This is a genomic window from Streptomyces sp. BI87, from assembly GCF_025957665.1.
Taxonomy (GTDB): domain Bacteria; phylum Actinomycetota; class Actinomycetes; order Streptomycetales; family Streptomycetaceae; genus Streptomyces; species Streptomyces albidoflavus.
This window is the reverse complement of the sequence record NZ_CP110079.1, coordinates 6,016,470-6,033,896: the sequence shown is the minus strand read 5'-3', so window position 1 is coordinate 6,033,896 and position 17,427 is coordinate 6,016,470. Positions and strand designations below refer to the sequence as shown.

Genomic DNA, 17,427 nt, shown 5'->3' with positions numbered 1-17,427 from the left:
CCGATCGGACGCCGGGAGTGCCGCAGGTGCGGGCGGGGCGCGCGGCCCGGTGCCGGGAACGGCGCGGAATGGGGGCCCGGTGTCCTTCGGGCCGGCCCGGGACCCGCTGGCTGCGGGTCGACCGAAAACCGTTGTCTACTGAACCTCCGGGCCCCACCCGGGTCGCACCCGCCGGCCGGCCGGAACCTTCCCTCGTCCCCGGGCGCGGGCGCTGGGCCTGGCTCCCAGTGGCGGTGCGCCTGGTGGCGTACCGCCCCTGACCCAGTGGCGTACGGCGACGGTTCGGGGGTTCCCCGGTCGGGCGTCCAGTGGTGGACCCGGCCGAACCTACCCGTCCGCCTCGCGGTTCTGTCAACACCCGTGCCACCTGGGGCGTCTTCGGGAACGCCCAGGTCAGGGGCGGGGCGCCCGCGGCGAGGCCGGGCGGGTACGGCGGCCGGGCCCGCGGTGCGCCGCGCCGCCAGATCACTCGGGTGGGCGCACGTACACGGTCTCGCCGCCGACCACCGTCTCCAGGCAGACCGGAAGCTCGGCACCGGGGGTGAGGTCGGGCAGCCCCGGGGTGCCGGAGCGCGGGTCGGTCGACCAGCGGGCGACCCGGTCGTCCGGGGCCTGGACCAGCAGTTCCTCGGTGCGCCAGAGCGCGTAGTCGGCGGGGGCGCCGGGGACGAGGACGCCCGCGTCGTCGCGGCCGATCGCCCGCCAGCCGCCCCGGGTGTGGGCGGCGAAGGCGGCGCGGACGGACACGCGGTGCTCCGGGGTGCGGTGGAAGGCGGCGGCGCGGACGGCCTCCCAGGGCGCGACCGGGGTGACGGGGCTGTCGGAGCCGAAGGCGAGCGGAATGCCGGCCCGGAGCGTGGCGGCGAACGGGTTGAGGGTGCGGGCACGTTCAACGCCGAGCCGCTGGGCGTACATGCCGTCCTCACCGCCCCACAGGGCGTCGAAGGCCGGCTGCACGGAGGCGGTCATGCCGAGGTCGGCGAGGGCGGCAAGGGTCTCGTCGGTGAGCATCTCGGCGTGCTCGACGCGATGCCGGGCGGCCCGGATTCGGTCGAGGCCGGCCTTCTCGGCGGCGGCGCGGACGCCCTCGACGACGGCGGTCAGCGCGGCGTCCCCGATGGCGTGGAACCCGGCCTGGAGTCCCGCCTCGGTGCAGGCGACGACGTGCGCGGCGACGGCGGCGGCGTCGAGGTGGGCGGTCCCGGTGTGGCCCGCGTCCTCGTAGGGGGCGTGCAGGCAGGCCGTGTGGGAGCCGAGGGCGCCGTCCACGAAGAGATCTCCGGCGGCCCCGTGGGCACCGAGGTCGCGGATGCGGTCGACGCCCTCGGGGCCGGTGACCAGTTCACCCCAGTAGCCGGTGACGCGCGGCCCCCGTTCCTCGGCGGCGAGCCGGAGCAGGCCGGTGAGGTCGTCCTCGCTGCTGATCTCGGGGCCCGCGCACTCGTGGAGGGAGCCGACGCCCAGCGAGGCGGCCTCCCGCAGGGCGGCGCGCTGCGCCTCGGCCCGCTGAGCGGGCGTCACGGCGCCGAGGGCGGCGGCGCGTACGGCGTGGTGGGCGTCGCCCGTCAGGGGCGCGTCCGGGCGGTACCCGGCGCGCTCGGTGACCCCGGGCACCAGGTCCAGCAGGGCGCTGCTGACGACCGCCGAGTGGACGTCGATGCGGGAGAGGTACAGAGGGCGCCCGCCCGCCGCCTCGTCCAGCTGGGCGCGGCCGGGCGGGAACTGGCCGGGCCAGCGGGCGGCGTCCCAGCCGTGGCCGAGCAGCACGCGGTCGTGCGGCCGGGCCTCGGCATGGGCGCGGACCAGGTCGAGGGCCTGCTCGACGGTGCGGGTGCCGGAGAGGTCGAGGCCGGTGCGGGCCAGGCCGGTGCTGGTGAGGTGGACGTGGGCGTCGGTGAAGGCGGGGGTGACCAGGGCGCCGTCGAGGTGCACGACCTCGTCCACGCCGTCGGCGAAGGCGTCGGCCGCCCCCTCCGACCCGACCCAGGCGACCTGGCCGCGCTCGACGACCATCGCGGTGGCGAACGGGTCGGCGGGGCTGTGCACCTCGCCGCCGCGCAGCAGCACGGTGCGGGTGGCGGAGGGCTCGGTGCGGGGCGGGGCGGCGCTGTCACTCATGGGGAACAGTCTCGCCCCTCGGGACGCGGGCACGGCGCCCGGGTCCGCCTCCCGCGCGCCGTGGTGCGCCGGGGGCGCGAGACCTCCGACACCCGAGGACGCCCGTTCAGCCCGTCCGACGCTTGAGGACGCCCACCCCAGCCCGTCCCACGCTCTCGGCCCGTCCGGCGTTTTCCGGCCCGTCCGGCGTCTCCAGCCCGTCCGGCGCTTGAGGACACAGCCCGTCCGGCGTGAGGACAATCAGCCTGGCCGGCGCCTGAGGCCGATCGGTGACCGGCACGGTCGCGGTCCGAGACGTCACCGCGGAGCCCGGCAGAGAACCCCGCCTGACGCCCAAGCCCCCGAGCGGGAGCGGTCAGAGCTGGGGCGGGCGCGCCTCGTAAGGGGTGGAGAGGACGACGGTGGTGCGGGTGGAGACGCCGGCCAGGGAGCGGACCCGGGAGAGGAGGTCCTCCAGGGCGACGGGGGCGGTGACGCGGACCTTGAGGATGTAGTTCTCGTCTCCCGCGACGCTGTGGCACGCCTCGATCTCCGGGACGCCGGCGAGGCGTTCGGCGATGTCGTCGGGGGCGCTGGGATCGAAGGGTTTGACCGAGATGAAGGCGGTCAGCGGCAGCCCCACCGCCTCAGGGTCGACCACGGCGGCGTAACCGCGGATCACCCCGCGCTGCTCCAGCCGGCGCACCCGCTGGTGCACGGCGGAGGTGGACAGGCCGGTGGCCTTGCCCAGGTCGGTGTAGCTCATCCGCCCGTCAGCGACGAGCAACTGCACGATCTGACGGTCCAGGTCCTCCATGGCGCAAGAACCTACAGGGCGCTCACGGCGCTCCGCAGCAGAGGACCAGCAGGCGGACGGCGGCGTACGACGGGGGCTCGCGCGCGGACAGGGGCGCGAACGTTACGCCGTTCGCGGCAAAGTGCGCCGGGCATGTGACCAACGCCACATCCATGCGGCCGTGTCCTCGCCCGCGAAGTGATTACCCGTCGATCTCTCAGGGAAGTGCTTGCTGTGGCCGAGGCCGCAGTCGCCTTGTCGGCCCACCCGAGGGGGAGAATCCCATGCAGAGTGCCAAGCGTTCCCATCGCGCTGCCCGCAGCAGGCAGCAGCCCGCCGTCGAGCTGGTGCCCGACCCGGTCGAGGAGTCCGAGGAGGAGCTCGACGCGTACGAGACCTTCGGGATGTTCCGCGTCGTGTGCCCCGACTGCGCGCAGCCCATCGCCCTCCTCGCCGACGAGGAGACGCTGCCCCAGCACGCCCTGTGCGCCACCCCGTGGGACCCGTTCGGGCTCACCGTCTGCTCCGGCACCGGCCGTCCGGCCGGCGAGGCGCTGCCCGCCGGCGAGGAGACGGGCCGTCACACCCAGGACGCCACGGTGCTGCTGACGCTGCCGCAGACGCTGGACTGGCGGACGCAGCCCTTCTCCCACGTGGGCGGCCCCGGTTCGCGGCCGATCGGTCTCCAGCGGGTACGCGGCCAGGCCGCCTGAGCCCCGGTACTCCTCGCGCGGCGGCGTACGCGCCGCCCGCCCGGACCGCGCCGGCCCGCGGTCCGGGCGGCCCGAACGGCGGCTCACCCGTGACCCCTCGGCGGGGCACGGCGTTCGCCTGGCATGACCTCTTCGCCCTCCGCGAACGGACGGCGCCGGCACGGGCTGACCGTGCCGCCGCCCAGCTCGTCGGAAGAATCGGTTCCCCCTGCGGCCGACCCGCCCATCTACCGGGCGCTGTTCCAGCAGTGGGCCCGCCACGGACGGACCCTCCCGGGCCGCCGCGACCCCGAGTGGTCCCGGCTGGCGGCGGCTCCGGTGTTCCGGTTCAGCGGCTCTCCGGCCCGGCCAGGTGACGGGCGATGACCATGCGCTGAATCTGGTTGGTGCCCTCGACGATCTGGAGCACCTTCGCCTCGCGCATCAGCCGCTCGGCGGGGAAGTCGGCCGTGTAGCCGTACCCGCCGAGCACCTGGACGGCGTCGGTGGTGACCTTCATGGCCGCGTCCGTGCAGAAGAGCTTGGCCATGGCGGCCTGCCGGGAGAAGGGGAGCCCGGCGTCGCGCAGCCGCGCCGCCGCGAGGTAGAGCGCCCGCCCGGCCTCGACCTGGGTGGCCATGTCGGCGAGGAGGAAGCGCAGCCCCTGGAAGTCGGCGATCGGCCGGCCGAACTGCCGCCGGCCCGAGGCGTACTCCAGCGCGGCGTCCAGCGCGGCCTGGGCCACCCCGGTCGCGCAGGCGGCGATACCGAGGCGCCCGGAGTCCAGGGCGGCCAGCGCGACGGCGAAGCCCTGCCCCTCCGCGCCGAGGCGGCGGTCGTCGCCGACCCGGACGCCGTCCAGGTGTATCTGGGCGGTCGGTGAGCCCTTCATGCCCATCTTGCGCTCGGGCGCGGCGGCGCTGAGCCCGGGGGCGTCGCCGGGGACGAGGAAGGCGGTGATGCCGCGCGGGCCCTCCTCGCCGGTGCGGGCCATCACGGTGTAGAAGTCGGCGATCCCGCCGTGGGTGATCCACGCCTTGGAGCCGTCGATCACCCAGTCGTCCCCGTCGCGGCGGGCCCGGGTGCGCAGCGAGGCCGCGTCGGAACCGGCGGCCGGCTCGGAGAGGCCGTAGGCGCCCAGCAGGCCGCCGCCGGTCATCGCGGGCAGGTGGGCGGCGCGCTGCTCGTCGGTGCCGAAGGCGGCGAGGGCGTGGCAGGCGAGGGTGTGCACGCTGACACCGAGGCCGACGGTGAGCCGGGCGGCGGCCAGCTCCTCCAGCACCTGGAGGTAGACCTCGTAGGGCTGGTCCCCGCCGCCGTACTCGACGGGGTAGGGCAGGCCGAGCAGTCCGGCCTCGGAGAGCCGGGTGAAGGTCTCGCGGGGGAAGCGGCCGGCCTCCTCCTCTTCCGCGGTGGCCGGTGCGATGTCGCGGCGGACCATCTCGCGGACGAGCGAGATCAGGTCCCGGGCCTCGTCGGTGGGCAGTTGACGGTCCACCGCCTGCGGGGCGCGGTCGTTCATGGCGGGCGCTCTCCTCCGTGTCAGGGCATGCCGGCGTCCGCGCACGGGGTGTGGCGCCATCGCCGGTCTCGCTGCCTCAGCCGGCCGGCGGTCCGGGTCGCGGACCGTCGGCCCCTGTCCCGCCCCTGTGGGGCGTGTGCACCGGGCCTGACCAGCGGCTGTGGCGCGTTGAGTATGCCCGATTGAGGCCCTCCCGTCACGGGTGAGCAGCTCGGACCCCCCTGGAGGGCCACCCCGCGCATTGGTACGAACCATTGACCGACTGGTCTAGTCCTCCTAAGGTTCCGGCAACGGCGCACCCGTCCGCGCTCCCGCCTGACGGCCCTGCTGGCGGCCGCCACCTCCGCCGTCCTCGGCGCCGGACTCCTGGCCGGCGCCGCCACCGCCTCCGCCGAACCCGCACCCTCCCCCACCACCGGGGCGCAGGCCGAGGCCGGGGCCCAGGCCGGATCCAAGGTGATCGGCTACTTCACGGAATGGGGTGTCTACGACCGGAACTACCACGTCAAGAACATCGAGACCTCCGGCTCGGCCGACAAGCTCACCCACATCAACTACTCCTTCGGCAACGTCCAGGGCGGCAAGTGCGCGCTGGGCGACGGCTTCGCCGCGACCGAGAAGGCGTACACCGCCGAGGAGTCGGTGGACGGCGAGGCCGACGCCTGGGACCAGCCGCTGCGCGGCAACTTCAACCAGCTCCTGAAGCTCAAGGAGCGCCACCCCGGCCTGAAGGTCCTCTGGTCCTTCGGCGGCTGGACCTGGTCCGGCGGGTTCACCGAGGCGGCGAAGGACCCGGCCGCCTTCGCCAAGTCCTGCCACGACCTGGTCGAGGACCCGCGCTGGGCCGAGGTCTTCGACGGCATCGACGTCGACTGGGAGTACCCCAACGCCTGCGGGCTGACCTGCGACGAGAGTGGTCCTGAGGCGTTCGGCGAGGTGGTCTCCGCACTGCGCGCCGAGTTCGGCGAGGACTACCTGGTCACCGCCGCGATCCCGGCCGACGCCTCCGAGGGCGGCAAGCTGGACGCCACCGACTACGCCGGGGCCGCTCAGTACGTCGACTGGTACAACCCGATGACCTACGACTACTACGGTGCCTGGGACGCCCAGGGCCCGACCGCCCCGCACTCGCCGCTGACGGCGTACGACGGCATCCCCGACGCCTCGTACACCACCGAGGCGACCATCGACAAGCTGAAGGAGGCAGGCGTTCCGGCCTCCAAGCTGCTGCTGGGCCTCGGCTTCTACGGGCGCGGCTGGACCGGGGTCACCGAGGAGGCGCCGGGCTCCAGCGCGAGCGGCCCCGCCTCCGGCGTGTACGAGCAGGGCATCGAGGGCTACAAGGTGCTCAAGGAGCGCTGCCCGGCGACCGGCGAGGCCGGCGGGACGGCGTACGCGCTCTGCGGCGGGGAGTGGTGGAGCTACGACACCCCCGCGACCATCGCCGGGAAGATGGCCTACAAGGAGCACGAGGGCCTGGCCGGCACCTTCTTCTGGGAGCTGAGCGGGGACACCGCCGACGGTGAGCTGATCCGCGCGATCGACTGACCCCTGGGCGGGAAGCACCGATGGGGGCGCGGGCCGGCCGGCCCGCGCCCCCATCGGCGTGCTGATCCGCGTCAGCGGATGCCGACCGAGGCGAGGGCGGCACGCTGGGCGGCGCTCGCGTCGGCGGGGAAGTACAGGTAGCAGACGCCTCCGGTGCCGGAGAGGACCCGGCCGTCGGCCGCGTACCGCTTGGTGCGGAGCCAGATGTTGGACCACTCGGTGCGGTCGTAGACCCGGCGGACCGCCTCGTTGCTCGGCGAGGCGGGGTCGTTGGCGATGATGTCGCCGGCCTCGGTGAAGCCGACGACGGTCATCAGGTGGCCGGAGGTGCCGTACCCGGCGCCGGTCAGCTCCTCGGCGAGGAAGGACTGCGAGGTGATGACGGGGATGCCGGCGCTGACCAGCCGGTGCAGGTCGCTGAGGGAGCCGAGCCGGGTGACGACGGCGCGCAGGTCGTCGTAGGTGGCGGCGTAGGCGGCGTTGAAGGGCCAGTTGCCGCACCCCTCGTACTGGTAGTCGTAGGTGAAGCGGGCCGCGTGGCAGACCTGCGGGTCGTCGTACTCCGGGTTGACCCAGGCCAGTTCCTCGGCGGTGGGGCGGCGGCCCCAGTACTCGATGATCATCTGCGAGGAGGTGGGGCTGCACCACGCCTCGCCGCCGTTGTCGTACTCCGGGTACTGGCCGATGTGGGTGTTCTGCGAGTAGCGCGGCACGGCCAGTTCGCGGGCGCGGCCGGGGCTGGTCGCGGGGACGGTGAAGCGGTCGGGGATGTCGGAGGTCATCGCCCCGGCCCGCCAGACGACGGGCGTGGCGCCGCTGCCCGGGGTGCGGTAGAGCGTCAGGCGCAGGCGGTACGCGACGATCCGGGTGCCGGAGGCGGCGTCGTCCACCGAGACGGTGTCGGTCCAGACGCTGGTGCGGTCGTCGCCCTGGTCGTCGACGGAGGTGCGCCGGATGTCCGCGTCGCCCGAGGCCCAGCGGCCGAGCACGTACCACGGGGTGCGGGCGCCGTCCGCGTAGACGCCCTCCGCCTCGATCTGGAGCCAGGTCCCGGCCGGGGTGCGGGCGTTCCAGGAGGCGATCAGCTCGGTGGCGGGGACCTTGCTGCGGTGCAGCGGGGAGGTCCAGGTGGCGTACTCCCAGGCGTCGGTGGTGCCGGTGTGCGGGTCGGTGTACTCGGCGACTCCGGCCGGCGCGGCGATGCGGATGCCGGGGCGGGACCCGGCGACGACGCGGATGCCGGAGGCGCGGCCCTGGAGCCAGTCCGAGGCGGTGCTCCAGAACCGGTTGTCGATGGTGGCGGGCTCCTGCCGCCCGGCGGCCGAGGGGCGCGGCAGGGCGGCGGCGGGGCCGGCGGCCGCGGTGGCGGCGACGGCTGCGGCCGCGGCGGCCGTCAGCAGAGCCCTGCGGGGGAGTTCGGATCGGGTCATGGGGGTCCCCCAGTCGACGTCGGATCAGCACGAGAAGCACGGCAGGTGCACGACAAGTGCCCACTATGGCCGGTGCCTCAACCCTTCTGCCAGTCTTCCCGGCTGCCAGGGGTGGACCAATATTGGCCTGAACCACTGGCGCCCCGGCCACGCCGCGCGGGACCCGCGCCGCACCCCACCCGGGCGGCGGCGCCGGGCCCGGGCCGACCCTCGCCGCCCCGCGTCCGGGCGCCCCCGTACGCTGACGCGGTGCGACAGGACCCCCTCGGCAGCCCCGGCCCCCTCCCCCGCCTCGCCGCCGAGGTGCGGGCGGCCCGCCCCTCCCTCGGCCCGGTCCGGCTCGTCGCCGTGGACGGGCACGCAGGGTCGGGCAAGACCACCTTCGCCGGACGGCTGGCCGAGGCGCTCGGCCGGGCACCCGTCCTCCACCTGGACGACCTCGCCACCCACGAGGAGCCCTTCGCCTGGACGGTGCGGCTGCGCGAGCAGGTGCTCGCCCCGCTCAGCAGGGGCGAGGAGGCCCACTACCGGCCCTACGACTGGCACCGCCGCGCCTTCGGCCCGCCCCGGCCCCTGCCGGCCGCCCCGGTGGTCCTGCTCGAAGGGGTGGGCGCGGGCCGGCGCGCGGTGCGGCCGGTGCTGGCCCGGCTGCTGTGGATGGAGGTCGACGCGGGGACCGCGCACGGGCGCGGCAAGGAGCGGGACGGAGCGGAACAGGCGGCCTTCTGGCGCGGGTGGGTCCCGGCCGAGCGACGGCACTTCACCTCCGACCCCTCGCGGCCCTTCGCCGACACGCTGGTGCGGCCCGGCACGACCGAACCGGGACTTCTTTCCGGCCCGGGTCGGGACGCCGCCAACCCCCTTTCCCGTGACGGTGGGTGACGCTCCGTCGGCGCTTGGCCGATCTTGACCGAAAGGCCGTCAGCCGGGGCTCACGGCCGCTTGACCGGGGCCCGGTGCAGGTCATACGTTCTGTGGGAGCGGTCCGAGCGGGGCCGCTCCCACAGACACGAAGCCCCCGGTTGTTCCCCCGTGACCGGGGGCTTCGTTCTGCCCGCGACTCCGCTTCGTACCGCTTTGCGCAGGCGTCCGCTCACCCACCGTCACCACCAGCCCCGCGACTCGCCCGCCGACGCACCTCCGCGGCCCGGCCACGTCCCCTTCGGCCACCCCCCGCCCACAGGTACGATGCCCCTCGGTGCGACCTCGGACAGCTCGCCGTTCCGGCGGGCAACGACCGTGCGCGGGAGGGTGGTTGGCTGGAGGGTCAGTCGTCCGCCGGGGCCCGGCGGGACACCAGGGGGCAGTTTGTGGGGGACGTGATGGACTTCGGCGCGCAGGGCTCTTCGGCCCCGGCCGACCTCGCCTGGCTGCGAGGGGTCGACGCCTACACGATGGGCGCGTATCCGCAGGCCGAGGAGGAGTTCCGGGAAGCGGTCCGGCTGGACCCCCGGATGGCCGACGGCTGGCTCGGGCTGCACGCCCTGCGCATCGACACCACCACCGCGCTGCTCCACATGTACGAGAACCGCGACCGCTTCGGCGAGCAGCGGGCCCGGCACCGCCGCACCCTCAACTCCTGGTACTGGCTGGGCTGGTGGGTACAGCCCGTGCTGGAGAGCAGCCGGGACCTGCTGCTCGCCCACGCCTCGCACTGGCTCGACGGGCGCCATGTGCCGGAGCTGGACCGGGCCCTGGCGGGGCTGCCACCGGTCGAGGCCGACGCCCAGGTGCGCTTCCTGCACGCCTGCCGGGCCTACCTGGTCAAGGACTGGGAGCAGTTGGTCCGCCACACCGACCCGTTGCGCGACGATCCGCTGCTGGGCATCGAGGCCGGTCTCTTCGGCGGCATGGCGCGGGTGCGGCTGGAGATGTTCGGCCACGCCGAACCGCTGCTCTCGGCGGCCCTGATGCGCTGCCGTAGCGAGCAGCCGCAGCGCAAGGAGCTGCGGTACTGGCTGGCCCGCGCCCACGAGGGCACCGGCCGGTCGGCGGCGGCGCTGCCGCTGTACCGGGCCGTGCACCGGGTGGACCCGGCCTTCATGGACACCGCGGCCCGGCTGGCGGCCATCACCGAGGGGGACGGGTACGCGGACCTGGCCGACGCGGTGGACCTGTCCGCAGTGGCGGTGGCGCAGAACGCGGAGGCACCCGAGCAGGCGGAGCCGGGGTACGGCACCGATCCGGGCGGCCGCGACCTGCGGACGGAGGCGGCCCCCGACCCGGTGGCCGTGCCCGTGCCGCCGGACGCCGCCCGCGAGAAGGCGGCCTCCGCCCGACGGGCCGGCGGGTGGCTGCCAACCGGTTCGGCCGACCCGGTGGCGCTGGAGCAGGCCCTCGCCGAGCTGGAGCGGATGGTGGGGCTTGAGCCGGTCAAACGCCAGGTGAAAGCCTTGTCGGCACAGCTCAACATGGCCCGGCTGCGGGCCGGGCAGGGGCTGCCGGTGCGGCCCCCGAAGCGCCACTTCGTCTTCTCGGGCCCCTCCGGCACCGGCAAGACCACGGTGGCCCGCATCCTGGGCCGGGTCTTCTACGCGCTGGGACTGCTGGGCGGCGACCACCTGGTGGAGGCGCAGCGCTCGGACCTGGTCGGCGAGTACCTGGGCCAGACCGCGGTGAAGGCCAACGAGCTGATCGACTCGGCGCTGGGCGGCGTCCTCTTCGTCGACGAGGCGTACAGCCTCTCCAACGGCGCCTACGGGCGCGGGGACGCCTACGGCGACGAGGCGCTCCAGGTGCTGCTGAAGCGGGCCGAGGACAACCGGGACCGGCTGGTGGTGATCCTGGCCGGCTATCCGGAGGGCATGGACCAGCTGCTGACCGCCAACCCGGGACTAGGCTCGCGCTTCACCACCCGCGTCGACTTCCCCTCGTACCGGCCCGCCGAGCTGACCGCGATCGGCGGGGTGCTGGCGGCGGAGAACGGCGACGGCTGGGACGAGGAGGCGCTGGAGGAGCTGCGCTCCATCAGCGGGCACGTGGTCGAGCAGGGGTGGATCGACGAACTGGGCAACGGCCGCTTCCTGCGCACCCTGTACGAGAAGAGCTGCGCCTACCGGGACCTGCGGCTGACCGCCTTCCCGCACACCCCCGGCCGGGAGGACCTGGCCACGCTGCGGCTGCCCGACCTGATGCAGGCGTACGGCGAGGTGCTGTCGGGGCGCGGACCGCAGAACCCGCCGGCGCTGTAGAGCTGCGGCGGGTCCGGGTACGGCGCGAGGAGCGCGGGTCAGCCGCTCGAGGGCAGCTCGCTGGAGTGGCGTTCGGCCAGGGCGCGCAGGAGGCGGGCGTCGCGGACGGCGGCGGCGCGGCCGTTGCCGGGCTGGATGCCGAGGACCGGCATGCTGGTGCCGTCGCTGAGGTCGAGGAAGACCCAGGCGTCGCCGGTCCGCAGGTTGACCCGGACGATCTCCGCCCAGGCCAGGCGCCGGACCCGGGTGATGTTGACGACGGTGACCCCGTCCTCGTCGGCCCGCACGCGGGGCCTGGCCAGCAGGACCAGGATGCCCGCGAGCAGGGCGGCGGTGAAGACGAAGCTGGTCTTCTCGGCGGGGCTGAGGCTCTCCAGGAGCAGCGCGACGGCGCTGACCACGACGAAGAGCGCGACCGCCGCGGAAAGGAGCACCGCCCGGGTCTTCGCCGGACGGAAGTCGACGGGCAGCGCGGGGAGTTCGGGGGTGCCGTGCTCGGTGCTCATGGCTGGCTCCGGGGGTCCGTCGTGCCGAGGGCTGCTCAGAGCCGGCAGGCGTGGATGGCGGTGGTGAGGATGGCGCGGGCGCCCAGTTCGTAGAGGTCGTCCATGATGCGCTGGGCGTCCTTGGCGGGGACCATGGCGCGGACGGCGACCCAGCCCTCGTTGTGCAGCGGGGAGACGGTGGGCGACTCCAGGCCGGGGGTGAGGGCGACGGCCTGCTCCAGGTGCTCGGCGCGGCAGTCGTAGTCCATCATCACGTAGGCGCGGGCGACCAGGACGCCCTGGATGCGGCGGAGGAACTGCTGCACCTTGGGCTCGGCGGCGTCCTCGGAGCCGGCGCCGGTGCGGCGGATGACGACCGCCTCGGAGTGCATGATCGGCTCGCCGAAGACCTCCAGGCCCGCGTTGCGCAGGGAGGTGCCGGTCTCCACCACGTCGGCGATGACCTGGGCCACGCCGAGCTCGATGGCGGTCTCCACGGCGCCGTCGAGGTGGACGACGGAGGCGTCGACCCCGTGCTCCGCCAGGTGGCGGGCGACGATGCCCTCGTAGGAGGTGGCGACGGTGCGGCCCTTGAGGTCGTCGGCGGACTCGGCGGTGCCGGGCCGGGCGGCGAAGCGGAAGGTGGAGCGGGCGAAGCCGAGCGGGAGGATCTCCTCCGCGTCGGCGCCGGAGTCCACCAGCAGGTCGCGGCCGGTGATGCCGATGTCCAGGCGGCCGGTGGCCACGTAGATGGCGATGTCCCGCGGGCGCAGGTAGAAGAACTCGACCTCGTTGACCGGATCGACCAGGACGAGTTCCTTGGACTCCTTGCGCTGCTGGTATCCGGCCTCATGGAGGATCGCCGACGCAGGTCCGGAGAGAGAACCCTTGTTCGGGACGGCGATGCGCAGCATGAGGTCGGACCCTTCGTGCGGGAGAGAGTGCGGTACGGAGAAAGGAGGGGGAGAAGCGCGGGGCGGGGCGCTCAGAGATGGGCGTACACGTCGTCGAGGGAGATGCCGCGGGCGACCATCATCACCTGTACGTGGTACAGGAGCTGGGAGATCTCCTCGGCGGCGGCTTCCTTGCCCTCGTACTCGGCGGCCATCCACACCTCGGCGGCCTCTTCGACGACCTTCTTGCCGATGGCATGGACTCCCTTGTCCACCAGTTCGGCGGTGCGGGAGGTGGTGGGGTCGCCGTGCGCGGCCTTCTGCTGGAGCTCGGTGAAGAGCTCCTCGAACGTCTTCTTGGACATGGTGTCCCCCACCCTACGCGCTTCCCGGGAGCGGTCAGCGCCAGGGTTCGGCGACGGTCCGCAGCGCGGCGGCGGTGGCGACGGCGGCGGTGACCGCTTCGTGCCCCTTGTCCTCGCGGGAGCCCGCGAGGCCGGCCCGGTCGAGTGCCTGCTCCTCGGTGTCGCAGGTGAGCACGCCGAAGCCGACGGGGACCCCGGTGTCGACGGAGACCTGGGTGAGGCCCTGGGTGACCCCCTGGCACACGTACTCGAAGTGGGGGGTGCCGCCGCGGATGACGACGCCGAGGGCGACGATCGCGTCGTAGCCGCGGGAGGCCAGCACCTTGGCGACGACGGGGAGTTCGAAGCTGCCGGGGACCCGGAGCAGGGTGGGCTCGCTGATGCCCAGCTCGCCGAGGGCGCGCAGGGCGCCGTCGACCAGGCCGTCCATGACCTGCTCGTGCCACTGCGCGGCGATCACCGCGACCCGCAGGTCCTGGCAGTTCTTCACACTCAGTTCGGGGGCGCCCTTGCCGCTCACTCGCTTCTCCTCGTGGTCGTGGTGGGTGTCGGGGTGACGTACGTGCTACTGGTTGCCGCAGGAGCCGGTGGGGGCCGGCGGGCGGCCCTCCAGCCAGGGCAGGTCGTGGCCCATGCGGTCGCGCTTGGTGCGCAGGTACCGCAGGTTGTGCTCGCCCGCCTGGACCGGCAGCGGTTCGCGGCCGGTGACCCGCAGGCCGTGCCGGGTCAGGGCGGCGGACTTGTCGGGGTTGTTGGTGAGCAGGCGCAGGCTGCGGACGCCGAGGTCGGCGAGGATCTGCGCGCCGGCCGCGTAGTCGCGGGCGTCGGCGGGCAGCCCCAGCTCGGTGTTGGCGTCCAGGGTGTCGCGGCCCAGCTCCTGGAGTTCGTAGGCGCGGAGCTTGGAGAGCAGACCGATGCCGCGCCCCTCGTGGCCGCGGAGGTAGACGACGACGCCCCGGCCGTCCTCGACGACGCGGTCCATGGACTTCTGGAGCTGGGGGCCGCAGTCGCAGCGCTGCGAGTGGAAGATGTCGCCGGTCAGGCACTCGGAGTGGAGCCGCACCAGGACGTCCTCGCCGCCGCCCAGGTCGCCGTGGACGAGGGCGACGTGCTCGACGCCGTCGACGGTGGAGCGGTAGCCGTAGGCGGTGAAGTCACCGGAGGCGGTGGGCAGCCGGACGGTGGCCTCGCGGCGGACGGTCGGCTCGCTGCTGCGGCGGTAGGCGATCAGGTCCTCGATGGAGATGATCGACAGGCCGTGCTTGCGGGCGAAGGGGATCAGCTCGGGCAGGCGCAGCATGGTGCCGTCCTCACCCGCGATCTCCACGATGGCCCCGGCGGGGCGCAGTCCGGCGAGCCGGGCGAGGTCGACGGCGGCCTCGGTGTGGCCCGGGCGGACCAGGACGCCGCCGGGCTTGGCGCGCAGCGGGAAGACGTGGCCGGGGCGGACCAGGTCGCCGGCGGCGGTCGTCGCGTGGGCGAGCAGCCGCAGGGTGGTGGCGCGGTCGGCGGCGGAGATGCCGGTGGTGACGCCGTGGGCGGCGCTGCCGTCGACCGAGACGGTGAAGGCCGTCTGCATGGACTCGGTGTTGGTGGCGACCATCTGGGGCAGGTCGAGCCGGTCCAGGTCCGGGCCCTCCAGGGGCGCGCAGATCAGTCCGCGGCACTCGCTCATCATGAAGGCGACGACCTCGGGGGTGGCCTTCTCGGCGGCGATGACGAGGTCGCCCTCGTTCTCGCGGTCCTCGTCGTCCACCACGACGACGGGCCGGCCGGCGGCGATGTCGGCGACGGCCTGCTCGACCGGGTCGAGGACCAGCCGCTCCTCGGCCGGGCCGGGGCGGTAGCTGTCGTGGCCAGCACTCATGCCGGTGCTCCTTCCAGTGCGGCGGCGGTGGCGCGGGAGCGCTGCCACCAGTCGCGCATGCCCCACAGGACGAGGGCGAGGTAGATCACGTAGACCAGGCCGGAGAAGGCCAGGCCGCTGCTGAAGGCGAGGGGGACGCCGACGATGTCGACGAGGAGCCAGGCGAACCAGAACTCGACCAGTCCGCGGGCCTGCGCGACCATCGCGGCGAGGGTGCCGACGAAGATGTACGCGTCGGGCCACGGGTTCCAGGAGAGGGTCGGCACGGCGCTGAAGAGGAGGCCGACCGCGAGGGTTCCGGCGGCCGTGCCGGCGAGGAGCAGGCCGCGCTCGCGCCAGGTGGCGAAGCGGACCGCGATGGAGCCGTCCTGGGCCTGCTGCTTGCCCCGGTTCCACTGCCGCCAGCCCCACAGGGCGACGCCGATGACCAGGAGCTGCTTGCCGACGCCGCCGCTGAGCTGGGCCGAGGCGTAGGCGCCGACCAGGATCAGGCCGGAGAGGAACTGGGCGGGCCAGGTCCATATGGAGCGCCGCCAGCCGAGGGCGAGGGCGATCAGGCCGACGGTGTTGCCGACCATGTCGGACCAGATGACGTGCTGGCCGAAGGCGGTGAACGCCTCGGTGTTGAGCCAGTCGAAGGCGCTCACCGGGACTCCTCCCCGGTCGCGGCGGGGGCGGCGCGGTGGCCGAGCATCCGCTCGACGTACTTGGCGATCACGTCGACCTCCAGGTTGACCGGGTCGCCGGGCTGCTTGTGGCCGAGGGTGGTCAGGGCGAGGGTGGTCGGGATGAGGCTGATGGTGAAGTGGTCCTCGCCCGCCTCGACCACGGTCAGGCTGACGCCGTCCACGGTGATGGAGCCCTTCTCCACGACGTACCGCGCCAGGTGGGCGGGGAGGGAGACGGTGACCAGTTCCCAGTGTGCGGAGGGCTCGCGGGCGGTGAGGGTGCCGACGCCGTCCACGTGCCCCTGGACGAGGTGGCCGCCGAGGCGGCCGCCGACGGCGGTGGGGCGTTCGAGGTTGACGCGGGAGCCGGGGGCGAGCGCGCCCAGGCTGGAGCGGGTGAGGGTCTCGGCCATGACGTCGGCGGTGAAGGAGTCACTGTCGTGGTCGACCACGGTCAGGCAGACGCCGTTGACGGCGATGGAGTCGCCGTGCCGGGCGCCCTCGGTGACGACCGGGCCGCGCAGCCGGAAGCGGGCGGCGTCACCGAGGTCTTCGACGGCGGTGACTTCCCCGAGTTCTTCGACGATTCCGGTGAACACTCAGTGCTCCTTCGTGAGGGGGGTGGCGGGGGCGGCGGTGATCCGCAGGTCGGGTCCGATGCGGCGGGCGTCGGTGATGTCGAGTCGCAACGCGTCGGCGACGGTGGAGATTCCGCCGCCGCTCAGCACCTGCGGCCCGGCGCCGAGCAGGGCGGGCGCCAGGTAGCCGACGACCCGGTCGACGGCCCCGGCGGCGACGAAGGCGCCGGCCAGCCGCGCCCCGCCCTCCAGCAGGACGGAGCGGACGGAGCGGGCGTGCAGGGCGGCGAGGAGCGCGGTGAGGTCGAGGCCGCCGTCGGTCCGCGGCAGGCGCAGGAGCTCGGCGCGCGGGTGGCCTTCGAGGTGCCCGGCGTCGGCGTCCTCGGCCACCGCGAGGAGGGTGGGCGCGGCCTCGTCGAGGACGCGGGCACCGGGGCGTACGGCGGTGGCGTCGCTGTCCAGGACGATCCGCAGGGGCTGTACGGGCGCGGGGGCGTCCGGCGCCGGGGCGGGGAGCCGGGCGGCGAGGTGCGGGTCGTCGGCGCGGGCGGTGCCGGCGCCGACCAGGACGGCGTCGGCCTCGGCGCGCAGGCGGTGGACGTCGGCGCGCGATTCGGCGGAGGTGATCCAGCGGCTGGTGCCGTCGGCGGCGGCGGTGCGGCCGTCGAGGGTGGCCGCGTACTTCCAGGTCACGTGGGGGCGGCCGCGGCGGACCGAGGTGAGCCAGGCGGCGTTGACCTGCTCGGCCTCGGCGGCGAGCAGTCCCTGGACGGTCTCGACGCCGGCTCCGCGCAGGGTGGCGGCGCCGCCCTCGGCCTGCGGGTCCGGGTCGGCGACCGCGTACACGACGCGGCTGATCCCGGCGTCGAGGAGGGCCTGTGCGCAGGGGCCGGTGCGGCCGGTGTGGTTGCAGGGCTCCAGGGTGACGAGGGCGGTGCCGCCGCGGGCCCGGTCGCCCGCCTCGCGCAGGGCGTGGATCTCGGCGTGCGGGCCGCCGGCCCGCCGGTGCCAGCCCTCGCCGGCCTGCTCGCCGTGGGCGTCGAGGACGACGCAGCCGACGACGGGGTTGGGGCTGGTGGTGCCGAGACCGCGTGCGGCGAGTTCCAGGGCGCGGCGCATCGCGGCGCGTTCCCGCTCGTTCGCCTGGGGTGTGGCCACCCGGGTCCTCCTGCCTCTTCGGGCACGGACTCCGGGGCCTGTCATGAAGACAGCGACACGGACGACGGCACGCACGACGCCGGACAGACCCGTCCCACGGGGGTTCCCCGCGAACACGGCCTACGGCGGCACGTCCT

Annotated in this window: 16 protein-coding genes; 4 read left to right on the top strand and 12 right to left on the bottom strand. The window is 74.4% G+C overall.

Translation table 11 applies throughout. The features are described from left to right. Nucleotides 1-465 precede the first annotated feature (465 nt). Nucleotides 466-2,118 carry an amidohydrolase gene (locus OIM89_RS26990; RefSeq protein WP_264491681.1) on the bottom strand — a complete coding sequence of 551 codons (1,653 nt, stop codon included), beginning with the start codon at nucleotides 2,116-2,118 and terminating at the stop codon, nucleotides 466-468. A gap of 355 nt (nucleotides 2,119-2,473) precedes the next feature. Next, entirely contained in the window at nucleotides 2,474-2,914 is a 441-nt protein-coding gene (locus OIM89_RS26985) for an Lrp/AsnC family transcriptional regulator (protein WP_008407389.1), read from the bottom strand. A gap of 263 nt (nucleotides 2,915-3,177) precedes the next feature. Here OIM89_RS26985 and OIM89_RS26980 point away from each other — a divergent pair, with 263 nt between their 5' ends. Further along, nucleotides 3,178-3,606 carry a hypothetical protein gene (locus tag OIM89_RS26980; RefSeq protein WP_030695389.1) on the top strand — a complete coding sequence of 143 codons (429 nt, stop codon included), beginning with the start codon at nucleotides 3,178-3,180 and terminating at the stop codon, nucleotides 3,604-3,606. A gap of 328 nt (nucleotides 3,607-3,934) precedes the next feature. On the opposite strand, the gene OIM89_RS26975 is transcribed toward OIM89_RS26980, so the two are convergent. Next, complete coding sequence (locus OIM89_RS26975; RefSeq protein ID WP_030695390.1) at nucleotides 3,935-5,107, bottom strand: acyl-CoA dehydrogenase family protein; 1,173 nt, start codon at nucleotides 5,105-5,107, stop codon at nucleotides 3,935-3,937. 315 nt (nucleotides 5,108-5,422) lie between these two features. Between OIM89_RS26975 and OIM89_RS26970 the strand changes: the two genes are divergently transcribed. After that, entirely contained in the window at nucleotides 5,423-6,655 is a 1,233-nt protein-coding gene (locus OIM89_RS26970; protein WP_264491813.1) for a glycoside hydrolase family 18 protein, read from the top strand. Nucleotides 6,656-6,726: 71 nt separating this feature from the next. On the opposite strand, the gene OIM89_RS26965 is transcribed toward OIM89_RS26970, so the two are convergent. Next, complete coding sequence (locus OIM89_RS26965; protein WP_030695392.1) at nucleotides 6,727-8,085, bottom strand: peptidase C39 family protein; 1,359 nt, start codon at nucleotides 8,083-8,085, stop codon at nucleotides 6,727-6,729. A gap of 249 nt (nucleotides 8,086-8,334) precedes the next feature. Between OIM89_RS26965 and OIM89_RS26960 the strand changes: the two genes are divergently transcribed. Together OIM89_RS26960 and OIM89_RS26955 are read left to right on the top strand one after the other, a co-directional pair. After that, nucleotides 8,335-8,967, top strand: a complete 633-nt coding sequence (locus OIM89_RS26960; RefSeq protein ID WP_030695393.1) for a uridine kinase — start codon at nucleotides 8,335-8,337, stop codon at nucleotides 8,965-8,967. 440 nt (nucleotides 8,968-9,407) lie between these two features. After that, on the top strand, nucleotides 9,408-11,276 hold the full coding sequence (locus tag OIM89_RS26955; RefSeq protein ID WP_195731528.1) for an AAA family ATPase: 1,869 nt from the start codon (nucleotides 9,408-9,410) through the stop codon (nucleotides 11,274-11,276). A gap of 38 nt (nucleotides 11,277-11,314) precedes the next feature. Here OIM89_RS26955 and OIM89_RS26950 read toward each other — a convergent pair whose 3' ends face one another. From OIM89_RS26950 to ribD, 8 genes are all read right to left on the bottom strand, one after another. Further along, the gene (locus OIM89_RS26950; RefSeq protein ID WP_047469740.1) at nucleotides 11,315-11,782 is read right to left on the bottom strand and encodes a PH domain-containing protein; all 468 of its coding nucleotides are present in this window, start codon (nucleotides 11,780-11,782) and stop codon (nucleotides 11,315-11,317) included. Nucleotides 11,783-11,817: 35 nt separating this feature from the next. Continuing rightward, nucleotides 11,818-12,675, bottom strand: coding sequence for an ATP phosphoribosyltransferase (gene hisG, locus OIM89_RS26945; RefSeq protein WP_030695396.1), 858 nt, complete (start codon nucleotides 12,673-12,675; stop codon nucleotides 11,818-11,820). 71 nt (nucleotides 12,676-12,746) lie between these two features. Then, nucleotides 12,747-13,019 carry a phosphoribosyl-ATP diphosphatase gene (locus tag OIM89_RS26940; protein WP_003946983.1) on the bottom strand — a complete coding sequence of 91 codons (273 nt, stop codon included), beginning with the start codon at nucleotides 13,017-13,019 and terminating at the stop codon, nucleotides 12,747-12,749. A 34-nt stretch (nucleotides 13,020-13,053) separates the two neighbouring features. Then, nucleotides 13,054-13,539, bottom strand: coding sequence for a 6,7-dimethyl-8-ribityllumazine synthase (gene ribH, locus OIM89_RS26935; protein WP_030695397.1), 486 nt, complete (start codon nucleotides 13,537-13,539; stop codon nucleotides 13,054-13,056). A 45-nt stretch (nucleotides 13,540-13,584) separates the two neighbouring features. Beyond that, entirely contained in the window at nucleotides 13,585-14,886 is a 1,302-nt protein-coding gene (locus OIM89_RS26930) for a bifunctional 3,4-dihydroxy-2-butanone-4-phosphate synthase/GTP cyclohydrolase II (protein WP_151170083.1), read from the bottom strand. Further along, complete coding sequence (locus OIM89_RS26925) at nucleotides 14,883-15,533, bottom strand: nicotinamide mononucleotide transporter family protein (protein ID WP_030695399.1); 651 nt, start codon at nucleotides 15,531-15,533, stop codon at nucleotides 14,883-14,885. Before OIM89_RS26925 ends, OIM89_RS26930 begins: the two co-directional genes overlap by 4 nt. Next, nucleotides 15,530-16,153 (bottom strand): riboflavin synthase, encoded by a 624-nt coding sequence (locus OIM89_RS26920; RefSeq protein WP_030695400.1) that lies wholly within the window; start codon nucleotides 16,151-16,153, stop codon nucleotides 15,530-15,532. The genes OIM89_RS26925 and OIM89_RS26920 overlap by 4 nt, the downstream gene beginning before the upstream one ends. Beyond that, entirely contained in the window at nucleotides 16,154-17,290 is a 1,137-nt protein-coding gene (gene ribD / locus OIM89_RS26915) for a bifunctional diaminohydroxyphosphoribosylaminopyrimidine deaminase/5-amino-6-(5-phosphoribosylamino)uracil reductase RibD (protein ID WP_264491680.1), read from the bottom strand. Between the last annotated feature and the right edge of the window lie 137 nt (nucleotides 17,291-17,427).